Origin of the sequence: Halothiobacillus diazotrophicus (assembly GCF_001663815.1) — a bacterium.
Lineage (GTDB): Bacteria > Pseudomonadota > Gammaproteobacteria > Halothiobacillales > Halothiobacillaceae > Halothiobacillus > Halothiobacillus diazotrophicus.
The window spans coordinates 2812228-2833141 of record NZ_CP016027.1; the positions used below are offsets into that span (position 1 = coordinate 2812228).

Genomic DNA, 20914 nt, shown 5'->3' on the forward strand with positions numbered 1-20914 from the left:
AACGACTTTTCGACACCGATGACCGCAGAGGCGGATGCATCCGCGACAAATGCCCCCTTGACCGAAGTCCACGTGTGGACCGATGGTGCCTGCAAGGGGAATCCCGGCCGGGGCGGTTGGGGCGCCTTGCTGCGTTATGGCGGTCACGAGCGGGAACTCTGTGGCGGCGAGGCCCATACCACCAACAACCGGATGGAACTGCTGGCGGCCATCGTTGCCCTGGAAACGCTGAAGCGTCCCTGTCGCGTGCATCTGACGACCGATTCCCAATACGTGCGACAGGGCATGCTCGAGTGGCTGCCCAACTGGCGTAAGCGCAACTGGCGCCGCGCCGACGGTCAACCGGTCAAGAACGCCGATCTCTGGGAGCGCCTCGATCAGGCGGCCCGGCGTCACGAGATGCATTGGCACTGGATCAAGGGCCATGCCGGCCATGCCGAGAACGAGCGGGCGGACGAGCTGGCCAATCGCGGCATCGATAATCGTTGTGGAGTGCAGCCATGAGCGAACGACAGATCATCCTGGATACCGAAACCACGGGCATGCCCGTCACGGAAGGCCATCGGCTGGTGGAGATCGGCGCGGTGGAAATGGTCGGCCGGCGGGTCACGGGGCGTCATTACCATGTCTACCTGAATCCCGAGCGGCCCGTCGACCCCGGGGCCTTGGCGGTCCACGGTCTGGATGACGTGTTTCTCTCCGACAAGCCGAAATTCGCCGATGTCGTCGACGAGTTCCTCGCCTTCATCCAGGACGGTGAGCTGATCATCCACAATGCCGAGTTCGACGTGGGCTTCATCAATGCCGAACTCGAGCGTCTGCCTGCGCGCGGTCGTTTGTCGGACTACGTGCCGAACATCGTCGATTCGCTGGCACTGGCCCGGCAGAAGCATCCCGGTCAGCGCAACAGCCTGGATGCCCTGTGCCGTCGCTACAGCATCGACAACAGCGCCCGTACGCTGCATGGCGCCTTGCTGGACTCCGAAATCCTCGCCGACGTCTACCTTGCCATTACGGGCGGCCAGAAGACGCTGTCCTTCGATGCCGACGGCGATGCATCAGGAGATACGGATCAGGCCGATACGGCTGCCCGCATCCTCCGCCTGCCGGCCGATCGGCCGCCGTTGCGGGTGATCGCCGCCGATGCGGCGGAAGCCGAGGCGCATGCGGCCTGGATGGAAAAACTGGGTACCGACGGCACGCCGCGCGTCTGGCCCGGCTGATCCGCCGCCGGCCCGCCGCATTTCAAGGTTTCTGGGTGTCGGCAGGGCGATAGGTAAATATAAACCGATCGCCTATAATGAACATCTCCTGGCAGTGGGCTTCTGCAGATTGCCGTCGCTGCCGCGCACTTTCCATCAATGAGGTTCCTGAAACAGCGGGGGCGTTGAACCGGCCGAGGTGTCTGCGTGACTGAATATGTCCTGATTTTGATTAGCACGGTGCTCGTCAACAACTTCGTGCTGGTGAAGTTTCTTGGCCTGTGCCCATTCTTCGGCGTGTCCAAGAAAATCGAAACCGCAATCGGCATGTCCCTGGCCACGACCTTCGTGCTGACCCTCTCGGCCATTGCCAGCTACCTGACCGAAACCTATCTGCTCGAACCGCTGGGGCTGGCGTACCTGCGCACCATCATGTTCATCGTGGTGATCGCGGTCGTCGTCAACTTCACCGAGATGGTGGTGCGCAAGACAAGCCCGCTGCTGCACAACGTGCTGGGCATCTACCTGCCGTTGATCACCACGAACTGTGCGGTGCTGGGCGTCGCCCTGCTGAACGTGCAGCAGGCGCACAATTTCACCGAATCCGCACTGTATGGGTTCGGGGCTTCCCTCGGCTTTTCGATGGTACTGATCCTGTTCTCCGCCCTGCGCGAGCGCGTGAATGCCGCTGACGTACCCCTGGCCTTCGAGGGTGTGCCGATTGCCCTGATCACGGCGGGCCTGATGGCGTTGGGCTTCATGGGCTTTGCCGGGATGGTGAAGGGCTGATGCTGACGGCGATTCTGGTTTCGGCGGGGCTCGCGCTGGCCTTCGGCATCGTGCTCGGTGTCGCGGCGCAGTGGTTCCATGTCGAGGGAAATCCCCTGGCAGAGAAGATCGATGCGATCCTGCCGCAGACCCAGTGCGGTCAGTGCGGTTTCCCGGGTTGTCGACCCTACGCCGAGGCGATTGCCTCCGGTGCGGCGGACATCAACCAGTGTCCGCCCGGTGGCGAGACCACGATCAAGAATCTGGCCGATCTCCTGGGCGTCGAGCCCAAACCGCTGAATGCCGATAACGGTACTGCGAAGGAAGTCCCGCTCGTGGCGGTGATCGACGAGGACGTCTGCATCGGCTGTACCAAGTGCATCCAGGCCTGTCCCGTCGATGCCATCCTCGGCGCCGCCAAGCAGATGCACACCGTGATCGCCGCCGAGTGCACGGGTTGCGAGCTCTGCATTGCGCCCTGTCCCGTCGACTGCATCGACATGATCCCCGTGGCGGCGGGCGTGGACGATTATCGCTTTCCCTTGCCGGTTTCCGCGCTGCCGGTCGCATCCGACGGGATGGCAGGTCATGTGCAAGGCCACGAAAAGCGCCCGATGGACGAGCAGGTACCCGCTCAGGAAAACCCCCCGTCGGAGTCGGCGCATGTCTGATTCTGCCGCGAACGTCACAACGGCCGCCTTTGATTTCCACGGCGGCATCCACCCGCCGGAAAACAAGGATCTGACTCGGGATCGTGCCGTCGTCGATCTGCCTTTGATGGCCCGATACGTTCTGCCGCTGCACATGCACATCGGAGCTCCGGCACGACCGGTGGTCAAGGTCGGCGATCAGGTCGGCAAGGGGCAGGTGCTGGCGCAGGCGACCGATTTCATCTCGGCCACGATCCATGCGCCGACTTCCGGCATGGTGGTGGCCATCGACGATCATCTGATTCCGCATCCGGGCGGACTTGCCGCGCCGTCGATCCAGCTGGTGGCCGATGGGGCCGACCGCTGGGCGGACATGCCCAACCCCTGGCCGGACTACGCCACCCGTTCCCCGGCGGAGTTGCGTACCCGTCTGCGCGAATCCGGGGTGGTCGGGCTGGGTGGCGCCGTATTTCCCACGGCCGCGAAACTGGCCACGGGTGCCGCCGCCGTCAGAACCCTGGTGCTCAATGGGGCAGAGTGTGAACCCTACATCACCTGCGACGATCGCCTGATGCGCGAGTCCCCGGCAGAGATCATCGCCGGGGCGCAGATCGCCCTGCACATGCTGGGGGCGGAGCAATGTCTGGTCGGCATCGAGGACAACAAGCCCGAGGCGCTGGCGGCCATGAGCGCCGCGGCGGCCCACGATCCGCGATTCACCGTGGTCTCCGTGCCTACGCGCTATCCGGCGGGCGGGGAGAAGCAATTGATCCGGATGCTGACCGGCATCGAGGTGCCGCGCGATCGTCGGGCCATGGAATACGGCCTGATCTGCCTGAATGTCGGAACGGCCGCGTCGGTCCATCAGGCCGTGGTGCACGGGAAGCCGGTGATCGACCGGTTGTTGACGGTGACGGGGGGGGGCGTGCGCCAGCCGGAGAATTTCCGGGTGCGGATCGGCACGCTGATGAGTGACGTCATTACGGCGGCCGGCGGTTACCAGGCGGGCGTCGATCGGTTGATCATGGGCGGGCCGATGATGGGGTTTGCCCTGCCTGACGATGCCGTGCCCGTGGTCAAGGCAACCAATTGCCTGTTGGCGCTGCGTCCCGAGGATCGGCCCGCGGAGCCGGTTCCACAGCCCTGCATCCGCTGCAGCCTGTGTGCCGAGTCCTGTCCGGCGGATCTGCTGCCGCAACAGCTCTACTGGTATGCGCGCTCACGCCAGTTCGAGCGGGCCGTGGCCTATCACCTGTTCGACTGCATCGAGTGCGGCGTCTGCTCGGCGGTTTGTCCGTCGCACATCCCGCTGGTCGAGTATTACCGCTTTGCCAAGACCGAAGTCTGGGCCCAGGAGCGGGAAAAGACCAAGGCGACTGTGGCCCGGGATCGCTTCGAATTCCGCAAGGAACGACTGGAGCGGCAGAAGGCCGAACGCGAAGCGGCCCTGAACAAGAAGCGTCAGGCGCTGGAGGCCAAGACGGCCCGCGTGGCCAAGGCGGAACCCTCGACCGATGCCGCGTCGAAAGGCGCGCGTGCGGCCGCAAAGACAGATGAAACGGCGTTCGGTACCTATCAACCCGGCCAGACCCCGGACGGGTCGCAGCTCGATTCCGCGGTAGAAGCGGCGCGCGCCCGGGCCAAGGCGCGCCGCGCCGCGCTGGAAGCGCAACGATCCGCACCCGTGCCGTCATCCGATGATCCCTCCGACGAGAGTGAACAGATATGAAATTTGGGACGCAATCCCGCCCTTTGTCTGCAGGTTTCAACAGCGTCCAACGGGTCATGCTGACGGTCTGGCTGGCGCTGGTGCCCGGTACGATCGCTGCCACGGTGCTGCTGGGTTGGGGGGTGCTCATCAATGTGCTGCTGGCGGTGGCGACCGGTCTCGTCGCCGAGTCGTCGATGTTGTGGCTGCGCAAGCGGCCGGTGCGCCCGGCGATCACCGACGGTTCAGTGGTCGTGCTTGCCTGGATTTTTGCCCTGTGCCTGCCCAATCTCGGTCCCTGGTGGTTGCCGGTGTTCGGTGCGGCCTTTGCCGTCGTCGTGGCCAAGCAGCTGTACGGCGGCCTCGGCTTCAATCTCTTCAACCCGGCGATGGTCGGTTACGTGGTGCTGCTGATTTCCTTCCCGGAACCGATGACGCGCTGGGGGCCGGCGATCGATGTCGGCGGTTCGGCACTGAACTTCGCGCAGAGCCTTGCCTGGTCGTTCACGGGCAGCCTGCCTACCGGCGTCGGTTACGACGGCCTGAGCGTGGCCACGCCGCTGGACCACATGCGCGAGCAGATCATGGCCGGTGCGCCCATCCATGCCGCGACCCAGAGTGTGCTTGGCGGGGCCGGACTCGAACGCTCCTGGAATCTCTGGCTGGCGGGCGCCTTCCTGCTTGGCGGTGCATTCATGCTCTGGCGGGGGGTGATCCGCTGGCATATTCCGGTCGCCGTCCTTACGGGCGTGGCGTTCATGTCGGGCTTACTCTGGCTGATCGATCCGCAGACCCATGCCTCGCCCCTGTTCCACCTCGTGTCGGGGGCCGCGATCTTCGGGGCGTTTTTCGTGGCCACCGATCCGGTGACGGCTTCGACGACGCCCCGTGGCCGTCTCATTTTCGGCTTTGGCATCGGCGTGCTCACCGTGCTGATTCGCAGTTTCGGCAACTATCCCGACGGGGTGGCTTTCGCCGTGTTGCTGATGAACCTGTGCGTGCCGCTCATCGACTATTACACCCAGCCCCGGGTGTTTGGTCACAAAGCGTCGGGTAAGCAGTCATGAAGCGCCTGTTGAGATTGGATCGCAGCCGGATCGTGATCACGGCCCTGCTGCTGGCCGGGTTCTCCATCGTCGGTGTGGGGCTTGTGGCCGTGACGGAGGAGGGGACGCGTGACCGGATTGCCGAAGCCGCCCTGGCCGTGCTGCGTGCCCAGGTCAGTGCCGTGCTTCCCAAGGGGCAGTACGACAATGACCCCGCCGACGCCGCGTTCCTGTTGCCGGATCCGGCCGAGCTGAATCTGCCCAGGTTGAAGCACGAAGACGAATCGGCGGCTGAACGGCTGGAAGACGCGACGGAAGCCGGCATCGTCGGTTTCCGGGCAACCCTGAAGGGTACGGTCACTGCAGTCGTGCTGCCGGTCATCACCCACTACGGCTACAGCGGGGACATCAAGCTGATTGTCGGGGTCGATCGTGCCGGTACGGTGACCGGCGTTCGGGTCACCCGACAGAACGAAACGCCGGGATTGGGCGACAAGATCGAACCCGCCAAATCGCCCTGGATCTTCGAGTTCACGGGCAAGAGTCTGAACGACCCCGGTGCCAAGGGCTGGGCGGTGAAAAAGGACGGCGGGGTCTTCGATCAGTTCACCGGGGCGACCATCACGCCGCGTGCGGTGGTCGGCGCAATCCATCAGGTTCTGGCCTATGTTCAGAAGCATCATGCCCTGCTGTTTGCGCCGGACGGTAAGCCGACCACCGCTGAGCCGCCCATGACACACGACGAATCCAGGAGTGCCCATGAGTGATGTTTCCTACCGCGAGTTGACGATACAGGGGCTGTGGAAGAACAACCCGGGCCTCGTACAGATTCTCGGCATGTGCCCGATGATGGCCATTTCCACCACGGTGGTGAATGCGCTGGGTCTCGCCCTGGCGACGATCCTGACCATGGTGGTGTCCAACGGCCTGGCTTCGGCCATCCGCCATTGGGTGCGTCCCGAAGTGCGGTTGCCCGTCTTCGTCATGGTGGTCGCCTCGGTGGTGACGGTGATCGAGCTGCTCATGAATGCCTACATGACCACGCTCTATCATGCACTGGGCATTTTCCTGCCGCTGATCGTGACCAACTGCATCGTGATTGCGCGGGTGGAAGGTTTTGCCGCCCGCAATCGGCTGGCGCCTGCGCTTTACGACGGTCTGATGATGGGGCTGGGATTCGGTCTCGTATTGATCGCCCTGGGCGCAATCCGGGAAGTGCTGGGGTTCGGCACGCTGTTCGCCAATGCAGACCAGCTGTTCGGGCCGGTGGCCGCTCATTGGACGCTGCACATCCTGCCTGAGCAGGCGAACTTCCTGCTCGCGATCCTCCCGCCGGGCGCATTCATGGCGCTGGCGGTGCTGATCGCGCTCAAGCAGGCGTTGGAACGCCATCAGGAGGTGCGTCAACGCCAGCGAGAGGCGCAACGCCAGGAGCGTGCCGCTGGCGAAGCCCCCGCTGTCGAGGCAGCGCTATTCTGAGCCGTTCGGTTCGCCGGGTGTGCCTTCCCGGGGACTATCCCTGACGCTCGGTGGTCCGTACGCAAAGCGGCTGCTGGTCCGGGTTTTCGACCGCCTGTGCAATGGCGGTCACGAAGGTCGTCAGTTCATCCGGTGTCAGCGCGGCCAGCAGGCGGTTCATCAGGGCCGGATCGATGCGTGCCAGGCTGCTTTCTCCTGAGCTCAAGGGCACCCAGATGCCCGCCGAACGGAATTCGTCCTCGGCGTCCTCGGCCCGGGCCGCAGCCTCGTTTTCCTCAATGTCCGCCTCGTACCACGCTTCGATCCGGTCGAGCAGCTCGTCGTCGATGTCGTCGGGGATGGCGACGATCGTGACGTCTTCGTTGATCGGATCCGGGCGACTGGTGACGACGAGACCCAAGGCTTCGATCCGGGCGATGAAGTTCACGCCCCGATCCCTGGTCAAGAAACAGAATTCATACATCTTCGTCTTTCCTCCGCGTGACCAATGGGCGGCGCGCTTTCACTGAGTATGGCGTGTGGACGCCTCCCTTGTTCGATGCTTCCGTGGAGCCCATGGCATCATAGATTTTTTCAGGATGCTTATAACGAAACTAATCAGTAACTTATTGGCTTGACAGGATTTTTCTTCTGGATACAGTGCTTGAACCACCCCATGTTTTTTGGGGGGTTTGACGGGAGAAGTTCAGTATGAGCATTGAATCTCAGATTTTAGATATCTCGATCATCGCCATGGTTGGCATTATCGCTGTTCCGACGTATGTGTTCCTGTGGTTCTGGTACAAGTCCGGCAAGGCAATGAAGGAAAAACACCTTCATTGATCATCCCCGTGCCGCAGGGTGATGCGGCTTTTCAGGTGTCCCTGCACGGCACGCTGTTAAGTTTTATCACACGCGAAGCCCGGACGAACGTCCGGGCTTTTTGTTTTTCTGCTGTTGCCAACGCTTGGCCGGTGGAACTACCGCAGGGGGAGATAAAGATCGGTAATGAGTTCGTGCTCATCCACGTCGGGCACGAGATTGAGGTAATGGAAAAAGAGCGGAAAGTCGCGTAGGGCCTCGCCGCTCTCCGGAAGCCAGTTGCGGTATAGATAGATTGCACGGGCGCCGATGCCCTGATGACTGCCCTCATGACGGATTCGCGCGCAGCGGCCGCCTGGAATGATCCGGTTGATCACGCCGAAGCCGTTGTCGGGAATCTCGGTATTCACCGACCCGCAGATATCGAAACGGAATTCGTCCGGCGGGGTCGTCTGGGGGTTGTCGTAGGCGATACCGAACGTATGGCTGCTTCGGACGGGTGACAAGCCGCTCTGCTTGCGCCATTCGATGAAGCGCATCACGGAGTCGTTCAGCAGCTCGGGGTCGCCCCGGTGCTCCAGGGCGGCAATTCGGGTTTCCTCAAAATCGACAATTGATACATTCATGTTCTGCGGTCTCTCCGGCGTGTTGATCTGAAATTGCGCCCACCAGGGTTTCCAGGCAGGCGATTTCTTGAACCGGGATGGGGTCTGGTCGAACACGCGTTTGAAGGCACGGGAGAAGGACTCCGGGTTTTCGAACCCGGCATCCAGCGCAATGTCGATGATGCGCAGGTCGCCACCGAATACGAGTTGGTACGACGCTCGCTTCAGTCTCATCAATTGGACGTAGTGGTGGACATTGACGCCCGTGTGGCTGGAAAACACCCGATGAAAATGGAATTTGGACAGATTGGCCACTTCGCTGAGATGCGCTACGGACAAATCCGCATCCAGATTCCTGTCGATGTAGTCGAGTACCTTGGCGAATCGTTCGTTGTAGGTGCCTGCGCCTGCGTTGTTCACACTGCGTTCCCTCCTCGGTTCGATCGGTACTATGACGGCTGTCGATAGACTGTGTCCTGACCGGAATTGCGGGATTGTCCGGTCGCTCGATGATCGACGACCTAGCTCGGTCGACCTAGATAAGGTCCAGTGCTTGATTGAGGTGGCTGACGGGCGTGATGGTCAAGCCGTCGATCGGTCGACCCGGCAGGTTGGCCTTGGGGACGATGGCATGGGTCATCCCGTGCTTGGCGGCTTCGGCCAAGCGTTCCGGACCGCCGCTGACCGGGCGAATCTCGCCAGCAAGCCCGACTTCGCCGAAGACGACGAGTCCCTCGGGCAGCGGGCGGTTTCGGAAGCTCGACAGCACGGCGAGCAGGCTGGGTAGATCCGCCGCGGTTTCGCCGACGCGCACGCCGCCGACCACATTCAGAAAGACATCTTGATCGTAGAGGGCGATCTGGCCGTGCCGATGCAGCACGGCCAGCAGCATCGCCAGACGGTTCTGCTCCAGGCCGACCGTGAGCCGCCGGGGATTGCCGCCCGGGTGCTCGGCTACCAGTGCCTGCACTTCGACAAGCAGGGGGCGCGTGCCCTCGCGCGTCACGGTGATCACGCTGCCCGCGACAGGTTGCTCATGACGTGACAAAAAAATGGCGGACGGATTGCTGACGGGTTTGAGGCCACGGTCCGTCATCGCGAAGACGCCGATCTCGTTGGCGGCGCCGAAGCGGTTCTTGACGGCCCGGATCACGCGGAAACGCGCGCCCGGATCGCCTTCGAAGTACAGGACGGTATCGACCATATGCTCCAGCACGCGCGGACCGGCCAAGGCGCCTTCCTTGGTGACGTGACCCACGATGAAGATCGTGACGTCGTGGCGCTTGGCGAAGCGGACCAGTTGGGCCGTGCCTTCGCGCAGCTGGGATACCGAGCCGGGCGCGGCGGTGAGCCCTTCCGTATGCAGGGTCTGGATGGAATCCACGACGAGCAGGCGTGGCAGTTGCCGGGCGCAATGGGCAAGGATCGATTCGACCGAGGTTTCGCTCATCAGCGTGAGCTGGCCTTCCTTGCCCGCGAGATCGACCCCCAGGCGCTGTGCCCGCAGGGCGACCTGCTGGAGGGATTCCTCGCCGGTGACGTACAGGCAGGGCATGTTCGCCTGCAGGGTCAGCAGGGTTTGCAGCAGCAGGGTGGATTTGCCGATGCCGGGATCGCCGCCGATCAGGACGACCGACCCCGGAACGAGGCCGCCACCCAGGACGCGGTCGAGTTCGTCGAGGCCGGTCGTCTCCCGGGGCGTTTCGCTGATGCGCACCTCCGACAGGATCGTGACCTGGGGACTGCCGCCGGCATAGCCGGCCGCACGCTCGTTGCGTGCGCCGGCGGGCGCATTGGGTATACGAATTTCCGTGAGACTGTTCCAGGCCCCGCATTCGCTGCAGCGTCCCGCCCATTTGGGGAAGTCGGCACCGCATTCCTGGCAGACGAAGGCGGATTTTTCCTTCGCCCGCGCCATCAGGAAGCGCCGGATTCCATCTTGAAGGTCAAGCGTGCCATTTCGACCGCACGCTTGCGTACGCTGAGCACTTCGATCTGCACGCCGTCCGGTTCGATGACCGCGCCGACGGTGGGCAGGGTTTCAAGCTGCTCGATGATCAGGCCGTTCAGGGTGCTGGCTTCCTGGGTCGGCAATTCGATGGCCAGTTCCCGGTTGATCTCCCGGATCGGCACGTTCCCGCGGAGGAGATAGCTGCCGTCTTCCTGGCGACTGATGCCCTCGACGTCCGATTCCGGGTCCGTGGTGAAATCCCCCACGATTTCCTCGAGGATGTCTTCCAGGGTGACCATGCCCAGCACGTCGCCGTATTCGTCCACCACCAGGGCAGAACGACGGTTTTCCGTCTGGAAATTCAGCAACTGCGTCGTCAACGGCGTGCCTTCGGGGACGTAATAGGGTTCCCGCAACAGCCGCTTGAGCTGGCTCTTGGTGAGGGAGTTGTCCATCAGCGGGGCGAACAGCCGACGTACGTTGATGATGCCGACGGTGTGTTCCACGGAACCGTGAAACACGGGGATCCGGCTGTAGGGCGAACTCCGGAGCTGATTGAGCACCTCGTCCCAGGGAACGTCGATGTCGATGCCGAAGATTTCCGCCCGCGGGATCATGATGTCTTCGACCCGGGCCTGTTCGAGTTCCAGCACCGAAAGCAACAGACTCTGGTTTTGTTCCGGCAGATGGTGACTGGATTCGCGCACGATGGTCTGCAACTCCGCGGTGGACAGGCCCTGAACCGCCCCCGCACGCGTGTTGAACCCCAGAACGAACAGCAGACTGTTGGCCAGCAGGTTGATCAGGCGGATCAACGGCGACATGAACCGCATGACGAAGGAGAAGAAGTAGGCAGCCGGCCAGGCGATGCGTTCCGGCGAGATCGCGGCGGCCGTTTTGGGCGCCACTTCGGCAAAGATGAGCAGGGCGAAGGTCATGATGCCGGTGGCGACGGCGATCCCGCTGTCGCCGAACACGCGCAGACCAATGACGGTCGCGATCGAGGACGCCAGAATATTGGCAAAGTTGTTGCCCAGCAGAATCAGGCCGATCAGCCGATCCGGCTGTTCCAGCAGTTTCTGGGCACGCACGGCACCGCCATGCCCTCGTTTGGCCAGGTGGCGAAGCCGGTATCGGTTCAGAGAAATCAGTGCGGTTTCTGAACTCGAGAAAAAGGCCGACACCAGAATGAGGACGATGAGCGCAGCGATCAGGACGCCAAGATGGATCTCGTTCAATGAGCGTTCTATGGGTAGTGAAACCGAAGCCAAGTGTACGCAAATTTTCGCGATAAAAGAAAGTTTTCCCGACTGCTCGTTCACTGATCGAGGTGAATGATCTCGCAGGAGGGGGATTTATGCGCGGGCGTCAGGAATCCGTTTCCGATGTTGGCACGGATATGGCTAGGGATACATCCATCAATGCTGAGGAGGTTATCAGTCATGACGGATCAAATTTTTGGGATTCACGGGTTGGCCTTGACCTACCGCTCGCAGCGGATGGGCGTCCTGTCCTCGAATATCGCCAATGCCGATACGCCGGAATACAAGGCGCGGGATCTCTCGTTCGGGGATGCCCTGCGTGCGGCGGCCGGACCGGTCGGGCAGGGGGGCGTGGATCAGCCGCTGGCGCTCAAGCGCGATGCGCCGGGACAGTTGACGGCGGCCGGTTCGATCGATGGGGCGAAGGAAATGTACCGCATTCCGGATCAGCCGGCGCTGGACGGAAACACGGTGGATATGGAGCGCGAGCGTGTGCGATTCACCGAGAATGCGGTGGCCTATCAGACGACACTCAATTTTCTCAACAGCCGAATCAAAGGCATCAACTCGGCCCTGACCGGGCAATAGGAGGCCTGACCCATGAGCTTGTTCTCGATTTTCAATGTGGCGAGTTCCGCCATGTCCGCCCAGTCGCTGCGGTTGAATGCCACGGCGTCCAACATGGCCAACGCCAATTCCGTGGCCACCAAGCCCGAAGATGCCTACAAGGCCCGCGAACCCGTATTCCAGCAGGTTCTTGAGCAGAATGGCGGGGTCGGGGTGCGCGTGATGGGCATCACCCAGAGCAATGCCACAAACCCCGCCCTGTACCAGCCCGGCAACCCCCTGGCGAACAAGGACGGTTATGTGTATTCATCGAACGTGAACCCGGTGGAGGAGATGGTCAATATGTTGTCGGCGTCCCGCTCCTATCAGACGAACGTGCAGGTGATGGATACCGCCAAAAATCTGGCGTTACGTACGTTGCAACTCGGTCAGTAAGAGGTCAAGACCATGACTACCACGAATTCGGTGACCAATAATCCCTATGCCGCGCTCGGACTGGCCGCATCGACCGCCACCAACGGTACGACGGGCGGCGGGGCGCAAACCCTGGATATGAACAGCTTCATGAAGCTGCTGACGACGCAGCTGCAGAACCAGGATCCGACGAACCCGACCGACAACAGTCAGATGGTCGCCCAGCTGGCGCAATTCAGTGCCCTGCAGGGGATCAACCAGCTCAATACGACCGTCAGTGGGTTCCAGACCTCCGTGCAGTCCAACCAGATCATGCAGGCCGCATCCCTGGTCGGCAAGGCCGCCATCGTCAAGGGTGGGTCGGCGTACGTGTCGACATCGACGTCCTCGACCGGAGCCCAACAGACGTCCGGATTGCTGGGCGCCGTCGACGTACCGACGGGGGCCACGGATTTGAAGGTCACCATCACGAATGCGAATGGTCAGGTGGTCAACACGCAATCCGTGCCGATCACGGGGTCGGCGCAACCCACCTTTGCCTGGAATGGTCTGTTGCCCGATGGCAGCACCGCCCCGGCCGGAACCTACAAGGTCACGGCCAGTGCGACGGTGGATGGCAAGGGCGTGGCGGCGCAAACCTATGTGGGGGCGGTCATCGATAGTGTCGGTGTGTCGTCGAATGGTCCGAAACTGAATCTGGCCGGCGGGCTGCCTTCGGCACAGCTTTCGGATGTCGTGCAGATTCTCAACTAGTATTTTTTAATGATTCATCCCAGTATTCTTGATCAAGAATAAGGAGACAACGCGATGTCCTTCAATACTTCCATCACGGGGCTGAATGCCGCCCAGAAAGACCTGGACGTGACCAGCAACAACATTGCCAACGCCAACTCGACCGGTTTCAAGCAGTCCCGTGCCCAGTTCGGCGATATTTACGCCGTGAGCGCCTATGGCAACAGCAAGACCGCGACCGGGCAGGGCGTGCTCACCGAGGCCGTTCAGCAGCAATTCACCCAGGGCAGTCTGCAGTTCACCAACAACTCGCTGGATCTGGCAATTTCCGGTCAGGGATTCTTCTCTTTCCAACCGACGCTCGACAGCCAGCAGTCGGTCTATTCGCGTGCCGGTGCTCTGGGCGTGAACAAGGACGGGTTCATCGTCAATACGGCAGGGCAGTTCCTCAAGGCGCTCCCGGTGAATGCAAATGGGACCCTGCAGTCGACGTCTCTCGCCAGTGCAAAGCCCATTCAGCTCCCCGTGGCCGCCGGCGCACCCCAGGCTACGACGACCGTCACCCAGTCCTTCAACCTGCCTGCCAGTGCGACGGCGCCCACGGTGGCCTTCGATCCTACCCAGGCGACACCGGATCCGGCATCCTACACCCAGGCCAACTCGCAGCAGGTCTACGATTCCCTGGGCAATACGCACACGCTGACGAGCTATTACGTCAAGACGGCCAATCCTAACGAGTGGAACCTGTATTACCAGATCGATACGCAGACACCGATCCAGGGGCCGTCCACCCTGACCTTCAATGCGAATGGCCAACTGCCCGCGACGCCTGCACCGTTCACGGTCACGGCCACGGCGGCCAGCCTGGGTACGGGGGCCGCACCCTTGAGTATCAATGTGCAGAGCCAGGGCGATTCCACTCAATATAATGCGCCGTTCAACATGGCGGCCCAGTCGCAAAACGGGAATACGACCGGACAGCTCACGGGGATTTCCGTAGGCAGCAACGGCCTGATTCAGGCCAGTTATACCAATGGCCAGTCGGTAGCCCTGGGCATGGTGGCGTTGGTCAATTTCAGCGATCCTCAGGCACTCAAGCAGGTCGGCAACAACTCCTGGGCCGAGACCGTGGATTCGGGCAGCCCGACGGTGGGGCAGCCGGGAACGGGTTCGTTCGGTGCCATTCAGGGGGGCGCGCTGGAGCAGTCCAACGTGGATCTGACTCAACAGCTCGTCAACCTGATTACCGCTCAGCGGAATTTCCAGGCGAACGCACAGGCGATTCAGACGGACAAGACGGCGACCGATGCGGTGATCAATATCCGGTGATGTTCACTGCCTTTGGTAGTTTTCGGAAAGCGGGCCTCGGCCCGCTTTTTTCATGGCTGGTGCCGGCGTCGAAAATTTGGCGTATCGCCATCTATTTGGGAGCTCAGATCTGAATAATGGCGTCCTGATGCGGTTTGTTTGATTTGGCACGATCGGTGCTTATTCAACACTATCTCAATGATAGTACGAGGAGTCGGTCATGGATCGTCTTGCCTATATCGCCATGAGTGGCGCCAAGCAGACCCTGTTGGCACAGGCCACCAACGCCAACAATCTGGCCAACGTGAACACGCAGGGGTTCAAGGCCGACCTGGATGCCTATACCTCGCTCCCGGTGTATGGCCCGACCTATGCCAGCCGTGTCTATGCCCAGGATGTCCGTACCGGTACCGATTTCCAGCCGGGCCCTCTGATGACCACAGGCCGCGATCTCGATATCGCCCTCAAGGGACAGGGATTCATCGCGGTTCAAGCCCCTGACGGCTCCGTGGCCTATACGCGTCGCGGCGATCTGCATGTATCGCCCAACGGGCAGTTGCAAACGGCCGAGGGGGATCCCGTGATGGGCAACCAGGGACCGATCGCCATTCCACCGGCCAATCGGATCGATATTCTGGCCGACGGTACGATTTCCATCATTCCTTTGGGCGGCACACCAAATGCGCCTGCGCAGATCGATCGTATCCGTCTCGTCAATCCGCCGGCCACCGCGCTTGAAAAACGTGCCGACGGACTGTTCGGTCTGAAGCCCAATACGCCGGCGCCGCAGCCGGATGCCACGATCCAGGTCGCCAGTGGGGTACTCGAAGGCAGCAATGTGAATGCCGTCGATGCCATGGTGAAGATGATCGAGTACGGACGACTGTTCGAGATGCAGACCAAGATGATCAAGACGGCAGGCGAGGATAGCGCCAATGCCGACAAATTATTGCAATTCAGCTGAGGATTGAACCATGACGACGCCAGCTCTTTGGATCGCGAAAACCGGCCTCGATGCGCAGCAAACCCGCATGTCGGTCATTTCCAACAACCTTGCCAACGTGAACACGACCGGGTTCAAGCAGGATCGGGCCGTCTTCGAGGACCTGATCTATCAGAACTACCGTCAGGTCGGCTCGGCCAACACGCAACAGAACGAGGTGCCGACCGGTCTGAACATCGGTACGGGTGTGAAAGTCGTCGCCACGGAGAAAAACCATACGCAGGGCAATCTCGTGACGACCAACAATGCGCTGGATCTTGCCATCAACGGTCGCGGCTTCTTTCAGGTGCTGCAACCGGACGGTTCCGTCGCTTACACGCGGGACGGCAGTTTCAGTCTGAACAGCAATGGTCAGGTCGTGACCGCCAACGGTTTGGCGTTGCAGCCGGCGATCACGATTCCGCAAGGCGCGCAGTCGATCACCGTGGGCAGCGACGGTACCGTCAGCGTGCAGCTGGCCGGTCAGGCCCAGCCCACGCAGGTCGGTACGATCAACCTGGCCGATTTCGTGAATCCGGCCGGCCTGCAGCCGATCGGCGACAACCTGTTCCTCGAGTCGGGTTCGAGCGGCGCGGCCCAGACCAGCACGCCGGGACTGAACGGGGTTGGTGCGATGCAGCAGGGCATGCTGGAAAGCTCGAACGTCAACGTGGTCGAGGAACTCGTCAGCATGATCGAGACGCAGCGTGCCTATGAGATGAACTCCAAGGCGATTTCGACAACGTCGAGCATGTTGCAGACGTTGAATCAGAACGTGTAATGCACCTGGGGTGACCCGGGGAGGCTTGAGATGAAGAATAGCGGTTTTGTCTGGGTCCTGGGGCCCGTAATGCTGGGGGGGGTGACCCTGGGGTTGGGTGGATGCGCCAGTCAGCCCCCCGTCAAGCCGGACCCTTCCTTTTCCGTGGTCATGCCGCCGGAAGAGTCGCAGAACAACCCGATGCAAACCAGTGGCGCCATCTATCAGCCCGGTCAGATGGACAATATGTTCGTGGATGCGCGGCCTTACCGGGTCGGCGACATTCTCACGGTGGTGCTGCAGGAAAGCATGAATGGCAGCAAGAGCGCCACCACGGCCACCAACAAATCACAGGCGACCGCCATCACGCCGCCTGCCGTATTCGGGCTGACCTCGTCGGCCATTGCCCGACTGACCGGGAACCTGAGCAGCAGCAATGCGTTCAAGGGGGACGGTACCAGTGCGCAGACGAACAATCTCAGTGGTCAGATCACCGTGACGGTCGCCCGTGTCTACGCCAACGGTAGCCTGTTCATCCAGGGTCAGAAGTACATCGGCATCAATCAGGGCACGGAGTACGTGAAGCTTTCCGGGCTGGTCCGGCCGCAGGACATCGCGCCGGACAACACCGTCATCTCCACGCGGATTGCCGATGCCCATATCGCCTACGGGGGCAGCGGTGCCGTCAACGATGCCAACAACATGGGCTGGCTGGCACGCTTCTTCAACAGCCCGATCTTCCCGTTCTAAGCGAGGCCCGTCATGCGTCATCCACTCATTGTTCTGCTGATCGCGATCGGGTTGCCCTGGGGTGTCATCGGCACCGCTCAGGCCGATCGCATCAAGGATCTGGCGACCTTCGCCGGTGTTCGCAACAATCAGATCATCGGTTATGGGATCGTGGTCGGTCTTCCCGGCACGGGCGATCAGACGACCCAGGTGCCGTTTACCCTGCAGAGTATCCAGAACATGCTGGCGCGTCAGGGGTTGTCCAGCGCAAGTGCCGGAAACGTGCAGCTGAAGAACGTGGCCGCGGTGATGGTCACGGCCAATCTGCCGCCCTTTGCCAAGCCCGGGCAGCAGATCGACGTCACGGTATCCTCCATCGGCAACGCCAAGAGCCTGCGCGGTGGGGAGTTGCTGATGACGCCGTTGAAAGGTGTTGACGGACAGATCTACGCCATTGCTCAGGGCAGCCTGCTGGTAGGTGGTCTGGATGCGTCCGGGAAGGACGGGTCGAGGATCACAGTCAATATTCCGACGGCGGGACGGATCCCCAACGGCGCGTTGGTAGAACGTTCCGTGGTCAGCTCGATGGGCGGGGCAAACTCGGTCTATCTGGATCTGAATTCGCCGGACTTCACGACGGCTAAGCACATGGAACAGGCAATCAACCGGGCTTTGGGTGGGGGCGTGGCCGAGGCGGTGGACGGCGGCACGGTTCGTGTGCGCGCGCCTCAGGATCCGAACCAGCGCGTGAGTTTCATGTCGGTGCTGGAGGGCATCGAGGTCACGCCGGGTGAGGGATCCGCCAAGGTCGTGGTCAATGCCCGGACCGGCACGGTGGTGATCGGCCAGAATGTGCGCATCGAGGCCGCTGCCGTCTCTCATGGCGATCTGACGGTCACCATCAAGGAAAACAACCAAGTTTCGCAGCCGGCGCCTTTTTCCCAGGGGCAGACCGTCGTGACCCCGAATTCCCAGGTGAGCGTCAAGGAGGACAAGAAGCGGGCATTCCTGTTCAATCCCGGCGTCACCCTGAACGATATCGTCAAGGCGGTGAACGCAGTCGGGGCATCGCCATCGGATCTTGTCGCGATTCTCGAGGCGCTGAAAAGTGCCGGTGCGCTCAAGGCACAACTGATCGTGATCTGATCGGTGGAGGAGGGGAAGTCATGACCATCAACCAAAGTACGGCCATCACGAGTTATAACGACTTCGAGGGATTGGCACGACTGCAGTCGGTCGCCAAGAACGATCCGCGTGCCGCGCTGAAAACGGTGGCGCATCAGTTCGAAACGCAGTTCATCAACATGATGATGAAGTCCATGCGGGATGCCACGCCGCAGAATGGATTGCTGGACAGCGAACAGAGCAAGACCTTCCAGAGCATGATGGATCAGGAAGTGTCGCAGAAGATTGCGGCGCACGGCGGAATCGGCCTGGCAAGGATGATCGAGCAGCAGCTGCGACAGGATACCTCCAGCCAGGCGGCCATCCCTCAGGGCATGGCTTTTCCCTTGCACAATGCCAGCATCGCCAGCAGTCAGCCGGTGGATGCGCCGCCCCGCGCATTCAAGTTGCCGCCTCGGGACATGACGTTGCGCCCGTTCGCCCTGCACCGTCCGCCGACCGGCCCCGAAGCAACCGCTTCCGGCGATACGGCGCCCGGTTCGGGCGGTACGTCGGTCAATCCGATTTCGACCGCCCAGACGCCGAAGTACTGGGACTCGCCGGAGGCGTTCGTCGACGCGATCATGCCGCATGCACAGGCGGCCGCACGGAAATTGGGGGTTCCGGCCAAGGTGCTGGTGGCCCAGTCCGCCCTGGAAACGGGTTGGGGCAAGCACCTGCCTGTCGATGCGCAAGGCCGTCAGAATTACAATTTTTTCGGGATCAAGGCGGACCCCTCCTGGCAGGGCGCCCAGCAAACGGTGAATACGCTGGAATTCGAAGGCGGCGCCATGGTGACGCGCAAGGCGGCATTCCGGGCATACGACTCCATCGCGTCTTCCTTCAACGATTTCGTGCAGTTTCTGCAGGAAAATCCGCGCTACAGCCAGGCGTTGTCGAGCAAGGGGGATCCGGATGCCTTTGCGCGCGCCCTGCAAAAGGCGGGTTATGCCACGGATCCCCAGTATGCGGATAAACTGATTGCCATCATGCATTCGGGGCGGATCCCCGATGCGACGTCTGAGTCCGCCGCTTCCTGAATAAAATCAGTAGGCTTTTCGGTATCTGGTGCTAAAGTTTTCCAGAAATGAGCCGATAGCTCGAGTATCCCGCTAAAGAGGTTTTGGCCATGCCAGACTTGATGAGTAATTCCGTAACCGGCCTGCTGGCCATGCAGCAGGCCTTGGCCACGACCGGCCATAATGTGGCGAATGCCAATACGCCGGGTTATTCGCGCCAGAGAGTGAACCTGACGACGATGCCCCCGCAGTTTCAGCAAGGGAGCTATGTCGGCTCGGGTGTTCAGGTGGCTTCAATCACCCGGAGCTATGACCAGTTCATCACCAGTCAACTCAACAGTGCAACTTCGGAAAACAACCGCTTGAGCTTCCTGAAGGACTTCACGAGCCAAGCCACACAACTGCTCGGGGATACCAGCACCGGCATCGCGCAGCAGACGCAGGACTTTTTCAATGCGACGCAGGCCATCGCCAGCAATCCGACCGATCCCACCGCTCGGTCGGCCTTCCTGGGTTCGGCGCAGGCGTTGACCAACGAATTCAACCGGATCGACAGCCAGTTGCAGAACCTGGATTCGCAGATCGGTCAGCAGGCTTCGGACATCGGCCGTCAGATTAATACCTATGCCGGGCAGATTGCCTCGCTCAACGGGGAAATCAGCAAGGCGTTGGCAACCAACCCCAACGCGCCGCCCAATGATCTGATGGACCAGCGGGATCTGTTGATCAACAAGATCTCCGAGCAGATCAACGTGACGGCAAACAGCGATAATCAGGGCAATATCAACCTCACCCTGGCCAGTGGCCAGTCCCTCGTGTTGAACGACCATGCAACGACGGTTAGCGTTGGCAATCTGCCGTCGGGGTTGAACGTCACGCTGGGCGGTGCGGATATCACTTCCCGTGTGACCGGCGGTACGCTGGGGGGGATGCTGCAGGCTCAGAGCCAGTTGGTCACGCCCTTGCGCAATCAGCTGGGACGGGCGGCGCTGGTCCTGGCGGATCAGGTCAACCAGAATCAGACGGCGGGTGTGGATCTCAACGGCAATCCCGGCACCAATCTGTTTACGGATGTGTCGGGCTTCGCGCCGCAGACGACCGCACTGCCCACCAACCAGGGCACCGGATCGGCCGTCGGTACCTATACGGATCCGACGTTGTTGACGGGGCAGACCTATCAGGCGCGTTTCGACGGAGCTAACTGGCAGGTGCGCACGCAGCCTGATAATGGCGCGGCGCCTCTGACCGTTGCCTCTGGCGGCACCTTGAGTCTCCCCGGGATGAACGTCACCTTCTCAGGAGCACCGCAATCCGGAGACGTGTTGAACATTCTGCCGACCGTGGGTGCGGCCGGGAAAATCGGCGTGGTCCAGCAAAGCCCTTCGGGCGTGGCCGCTGCGGCTGCCGGACAGCCGGCCTATTCCCGCGACAATACGCAGATACAGGCGCTGTTCAATCTCGGTAGCACGACGCTGGTCGGACAAAGCGCTGCAGGTGCACTCGATGGCTCCAGCCTGACCGATACCATCAGTTCCGCCGTGAGCCAGGCGGGCGCCTATGCGGGACAGATCCAGTTGTCGGCGCAAGCGGCCAGTACGACCCTGCAGAATTTGACGGCGCAGCAACAGTCGGTTTCCGGGGTGAATCTGGATGAGGAGGCCGCCAACCTGATGAAGTACCAGCAGGCCTACCAGGCCCTGTCGCAATCGATCAGTTCATCGAATGTGATGTTCCAGTCGTTGCTTTCCGCCTTCCGCTAAGGAGATA

At 61.6% G+C, this 20914-nt stretch carries 23 protein-coding genes; 19 read left to right on the plus strand and 4 right to left on the minus strand.

What is annotated here, in order from left to right:
- Positions 1 to 18 precede the first annotated feature (18 nt).
- The 8 genes from rnhA to A9404_RS12610 all read left to right on the plus strand — a co-directional run bounded on the left by rnhA (position 19) and on the right by A9404_RS12610 (position 6853).
- Complete coding sequence (gene rnhA / locus A9404_RS12575) at positions 19 to 504, plus strand: ribonuclease HI (protein ID WP_066103418.1); 486 nt, start codon at positions 19 to 21, stop codon at positions 502 to 504.
- The gene (gene dnaQ, locus A9404_RS12580) at positions 501 to 1223 is read left to right on the plus strand and encodes a DNA polymerase III subunit epsilon (RefSeq protein WP_066102255.1); all 723 of its coding nucleotides are present in this window, start codon (positions 501 to 503) and stop codon (positions 1221 to 1223) included. The genes rnhA and dnaQ overlap by 4 nt, the downstream gene beginning before the upstream one ends.
- Before the next feature lie 186 nt (positions 1224 to 1409).
- Positions 1410 to 1991: an electron transport complex subunit RsxA gene (gene rsxA, locus A9404_RS12585; RefSeq protein WP_066102258.1), complete on the plus strand. Its 582-nt coding sequence runs from the start codon at positions 1410 to 1412 to the stop codon at positions 1989 to 1991.
- Positions 1991 to 2641, plus strand: a complete 651-nt coding sequence (rsxB, locus tag A9404_RS12590; protein WP_082922972.1) for an electron transport complex subunit RsxB — start codon at positions 1991 to 1993, stop codon at positions 2639 to 2641. Before rsxA ends, rsxB begins: the two co-directional genes overlap by 1 nt.
- Positions 2634 to 4349, plus strand: coding sequence for an electron transport complex subunit RsxC (rsxC, locus tag A9404_RS12595; RefSeq protein WP_066102261.1), 1716 nt, complete (start codon positions 2634 to 2636; stop codon positions 4347 to 4349). The genes rsxB and rsxC overlap by 8 nt, the downstream gene beginning before the upstream one ends.
- Positions 4346 to 5395: an RnfABCDGE type electron transport complex subunit D gene (locus A9404_RS12600; protein WP_066102263.1), complete on the plus strand. Its 1050-nt coding sequence runs from the start codon at positions 4346 to 4348 to the stop codon at positions 5393 to 5395. Before rsxC ends, A9404_RS12600 begins: the two co-directional genes overlap by 4 nt.
- A complete protein-coding gene (locus A9404_RS12605; RefSeq protein ID WP_066102265.1) occupies positions 5392 to 6141 on the plus strand; it encodes an RnfABCDGE type electron transport complex subunit G in 750 nt (249 codons plus the stop codon). Before A9404_RS12600 ends, A9404_RS12605 begins: the two co-directional genes overlap by 4 nt.
- Positions 6134 to 6853: an electron transport complex subunit E gene (locus tag A9404_RS12610; RefSeq protein ID WP_066102269.1), complete on the plus strand. Its 720-nt coding sequence runs from the start codon at positions 6134 to 6136 to the stop codon at positions 6851 to 6853. The genes A9404_RS12605 and A9404_RS12610 overlap by 8 nt, the downstream gene beginning before the upstream one ends.
- A 34-nt stretch (positions 6854 to 6887) precedes the next feature.
- Here A9404_RS12610 and A9404_RS12615 read toward each other — a convergent pair whose 3' ends face one another.
- Positions 6888 to 7316 (minus strand): hypothetical protein, encoded by a 429-nt coding sequence (locus tag A9404_RS12615; protein WP_066102273.1) that lies wholly within the window; start codon positions 7314 to 7316, stop codon positions 6888 to 6890.
- Between the two features lie 227 nt (positions 7317 to 7543).
- On the opposite strand from A9404_RS12615, the gene A9404_RS13685 reads away from it, so the two are divergent.
- Positions 7544 to 7675 carry a hypothetical protein gene (locus A9404_RS13685; RefSeq protein WP_257736801.1) on the plus strand — a complete coding sequence of 44 codons (132 nt, stop codon included), beginning with the start codon at positions 7544 to 7546 and terminating at the stop codon, positions 7673 to 7675.
- Positions 7676 to 7812: 137 nt separating this feature from the next.
- Here the strand turns inward: A9404_RS13685 and A9404_RS12620 are convergent, their stop codons facing one another.
- From A9404_RS12620 to A9404_RS12630, 3 genes are all read right to left on the minus strand, one after another.
- Positions 7813 to 8679, minus strand: a complete 867-nt coding sequence (locus tag A9404_RS12620) for an AraC family transcriptional regulator (RefSeq protein ID WP_066102275.1) — start codon at positions 8677 to 8679, stop codon at positions 7813 to 7815.
- A 115-nt stretch (positions 8680 to 8794) separates the two neighbouring features.
- Positions 8795 to 10177 (minus strand): DNA repair protein RadA, encoded by a 1383-nt coding sequence (radA, locus tag A9404_RS12625; RefSeq protein ID WP_066102278.1) that lies wholly within the window; start codon positions 10175 to 10177, stop codon positions 8795 to 8797.
- Entirely contained in the window at positions 10177 to 11448 is a 1272-nt protein-coding gene (locus tag A9404_RS12630; protein WP_066102281.1) for an HlyC/CorC family transporter, read from the minus strand. Before A9404_RS12630 ends, radA begins: the two co-directional genes overlap by 1 nt.
- Before the next feature lie 204 nt (positions 11449 to 11652).
- Between A9404_RS12630 and flgB the strand changes: the two genes are divergently transcribed.
- The 10 genes from flgB to flgK all read left to right on the plus strand — a co-directional run bounded on the left by flgB (position 11653) and on the right by flgK (position 20907).
- On the plus strand, positions 11653 to 12060 hold the full coding sequence (gene flgB, locus A9404_RS12635) for a flagellar basal body rod protein FlgB (RefSeq protein WP_082922973.1): 408 nt from the start codon (positions 11653 to 11655) through the stop codon (positions 12058 to 12060).
- Positions 12061 to 12072: 12 nt separating this feature from the next.
- Positions 12073 to 12474, plus strand: a complete 402-nt coding sequence (gene flgC, locus A9404_RS12640; protein ID WP_066102287.1) for a flagellar basal body rod protein FlgC — start codon at positions 12073 to 12075, stop codon at positions 12472 to 12474.
- A gap of 12 nt (positions 12475 to 12486) precedes the next feature.
- Complete coding sequence (locus A9404_RS12645) at positions 12487 to 13206, plus strand: flagellar hook assembly protein FlgD (protein WP_066102290.1); 720 nt, start codon at positions 12487 to 12489, stop codon at positions 13204 to 13206.
- Between the two features lie 54 nt (positions 13207 to 13260).
- A complete protein-coding gene (gene flgE / locus A9404_RS12650) occupies positions 13261 to 14514 on the plus strand; it encodes a flagellar hook protein FlgE (protein ID WP_066102293.1) in 1254 nt (417 codons plus the stop codon).
- A 199-nt stretch (positions 14515 to 14713) separates the two neighbouring features.
- Positions 14714 to 15457: a flagellar basal-body rod protein FlgF gene (flgF, locus tag A9404_RS12655; RefSeq protein WP_066102295.1), complete on the plus strand. Its 744-nt coding sequence runs from the start codon at positions 14714 to 14716 to the stop codon at positions 15455 to 15457.
- 10 nt (positions 15458 to 15467) lie between these two features.
- Positions 15468 to 16256 carry a flagellar basal-body rod protein FlgG gene (flgG, locus tag A9404_RS12660; protein WP_066102298.1) on the plus strand — a complete coding sequence of 263 codons (789 nt, stop codon included), beginning with the start codon at positions 15468 to 15470 and terminating at the stop codon, positions 16254 to 16256.
- Between the two features lie 30 nt (positions 16257 to 16286).
- Positions 16287 to 16985 carry a flagellar basal body L-ring protein FlgH gene (flgH, locus tag A9404_RS12665; protein ID WP_066102301.1) on the plus strand — a complete coding sequence of 233 codons (699 nt, stop codon included), beginning with the start codon at positions 16287 to 16289 and terminating at the stop codon, positions 16983 to 16985.
- Positions 16986 to 16997: 12 nt separating this feature from the next.
- Positions 16998 to 18110: a flagellar basal body P-ring protein FlgI gene (locus A9404_RS12670; RefSeq protein ID WP_066102304.1), complete on the plus strand. Its 1113-nt coding sequence runs from the start codon at positions 16998 to 17000 to the stop codon at positions 18108 to 18110.
- Between the two features lie 20 nt (positions 18111 to 18130).
- Entirely contained in the window at positions 18131 to 19168 is a 1038-nt protein-coding gene (gene flgJ / locus A9404_RS12675; RefSeq protein WP_066102308.1) for a flagellar assembly peptidoglycan hydrolase FlgJ, read from the plus strand.
- A 101-nt stretch (positions 19169 to 19269) separates the two neighbouring features.
- Entirely contained in the window at positions 19270 to 20907 is a 1638-nt protein-coding gene (flgK, locus tag A9404_RS12680) for a flagellar hook-associated protein FlgK (RefSeq protein ID WP_197490359.1), read from the plus strand.
- Positions 20908 to 20914 lie beyond the last annotated feature (7 nt).

Coding starts and splice junctions, on each gene's coding strand:
- rnhA (WP_066103418.1), top strand. CDS start 19: ATGACCGCAGAGGCGGATGCATCCGCGACAAATGCCCCCTTGACCGAA.
- dnaQ (WP_066102255.1), top strand. CDS start 501: ATGAGCGAACGACAGATCATCCTGGATACCGAAACCACGGGCATGCCC.
- rsxB (WP_082922972.1), top strand. CDS start 1,991: ATGCTGACGGCGATTCTGGTTTCGGCGGGGCTCGCGCTGGCCTTCGGC.
- rsxC (WP_066102261.1), top strand. CDS start 2,634: ATGTCTGATTCTGCCGCGAACGTCACAACGGCCGCCTTTGATTTCCAC.
- A9404_RS12600 (WP_066102263.1), top strand. CDS start 4,346: ATGAAATTTGGGACGCAATCCCGCCCTTTGTCTGCAGGTTTCAACAGC.
- A9404_RS12605 (WP_066102265.1), top strand. CDS start 5,392: ATGAAGCGCCTGTTGAGATTGGATCGCAGCCGGATCGTGATCACGGCC.
- A9404_RS12610 (WP_066102269.1), top strand. CDS start 6,134: ATGAGTGATGTTTCCTACCGCGAGTTGACGATACAGGGGCTGTGGAAG.
- A9404_RS12615 (WP_066102273.1), bottom strand. CDS start 7,316: ATGTATGAATTCTGTTTCTTGACCAGGGATCGGGGCGTGAACTTCATC.
- A9404_RS13685 (WP_257736801.1), top strand. CDS start 7,544: ATGAGCATTGAATCTCAGATTTTAGATATCTCGATCATCGCCATGGTT.
- radA (WP_066102278.1), bottom strand. CDS start 10,177: ATGGCGCGGGCGAAGGAAAAATCCGCCTTCGTCTGCCAGGAATGCGGT.
- flgB (WP_082922973.1), top strand. CDS start 11,653: ATGACGGATCAAATTTTTGGGATTCACGGGTTGGCCTTGACCTACCGC.
- flgC (WP_066102287.1), top strand. CDS start 12,073: ATGAGCTTGTTCTCGATTTTCAATGTGGCGAGTTCCGCCATGTCCGCC.
- A9404_RS12645 (WP_066102290.1), top strand. CDS start 12,487: ATGACTACCACGAATTCGGTGACCAATAATCCCTATGCCGCGCTCGGA.
- flgE (WP_066102293.1), top strand. CDS start 13,261: ATGTCCTTCAATACTTCCATCACGGGGCTGAATGCCGCCCAGAAAGAC.
- flgF (WP_066102295.1), top strand. CDS start 14,714: ATGGATCGTCTTGCCTATATCGCCATGAGTGGCGCCAAGCAGACCCTG.
- flgG (WP_066102298.1), top strand. CDS start 15,468: ATGACGACGCCAGCTCTTTGGATCGCGAAAACCGGCCTCGATGCGCAG.
- flgH (WP_066102301.1), top strand. CDS start 16,287: ATGAAGAATAGCGGTTTTGTCTGGGTCCTGGGGCCCGTAATGCTGGGG.
- A9404_RS12670 (WP_066102304.1), top strand. CDS start 16,998: ATGCGTCATCCACTCATTGTTCTGCTGATCGCGATCGGGTTGCCCTGG.
- flgJ (WP_066102308.1), top strand. CDS start 18,131: ATGACCATCAACCAAAGTACGGCCATCACGAGTTATAACGACTTCGAG.
- flgK (WP_197490359.1), top strand. CDS start 19,270: ATGAGTAATTCCGTAACCGGCCTGCTGGCCATGCAGCAGGCCTTGGCC.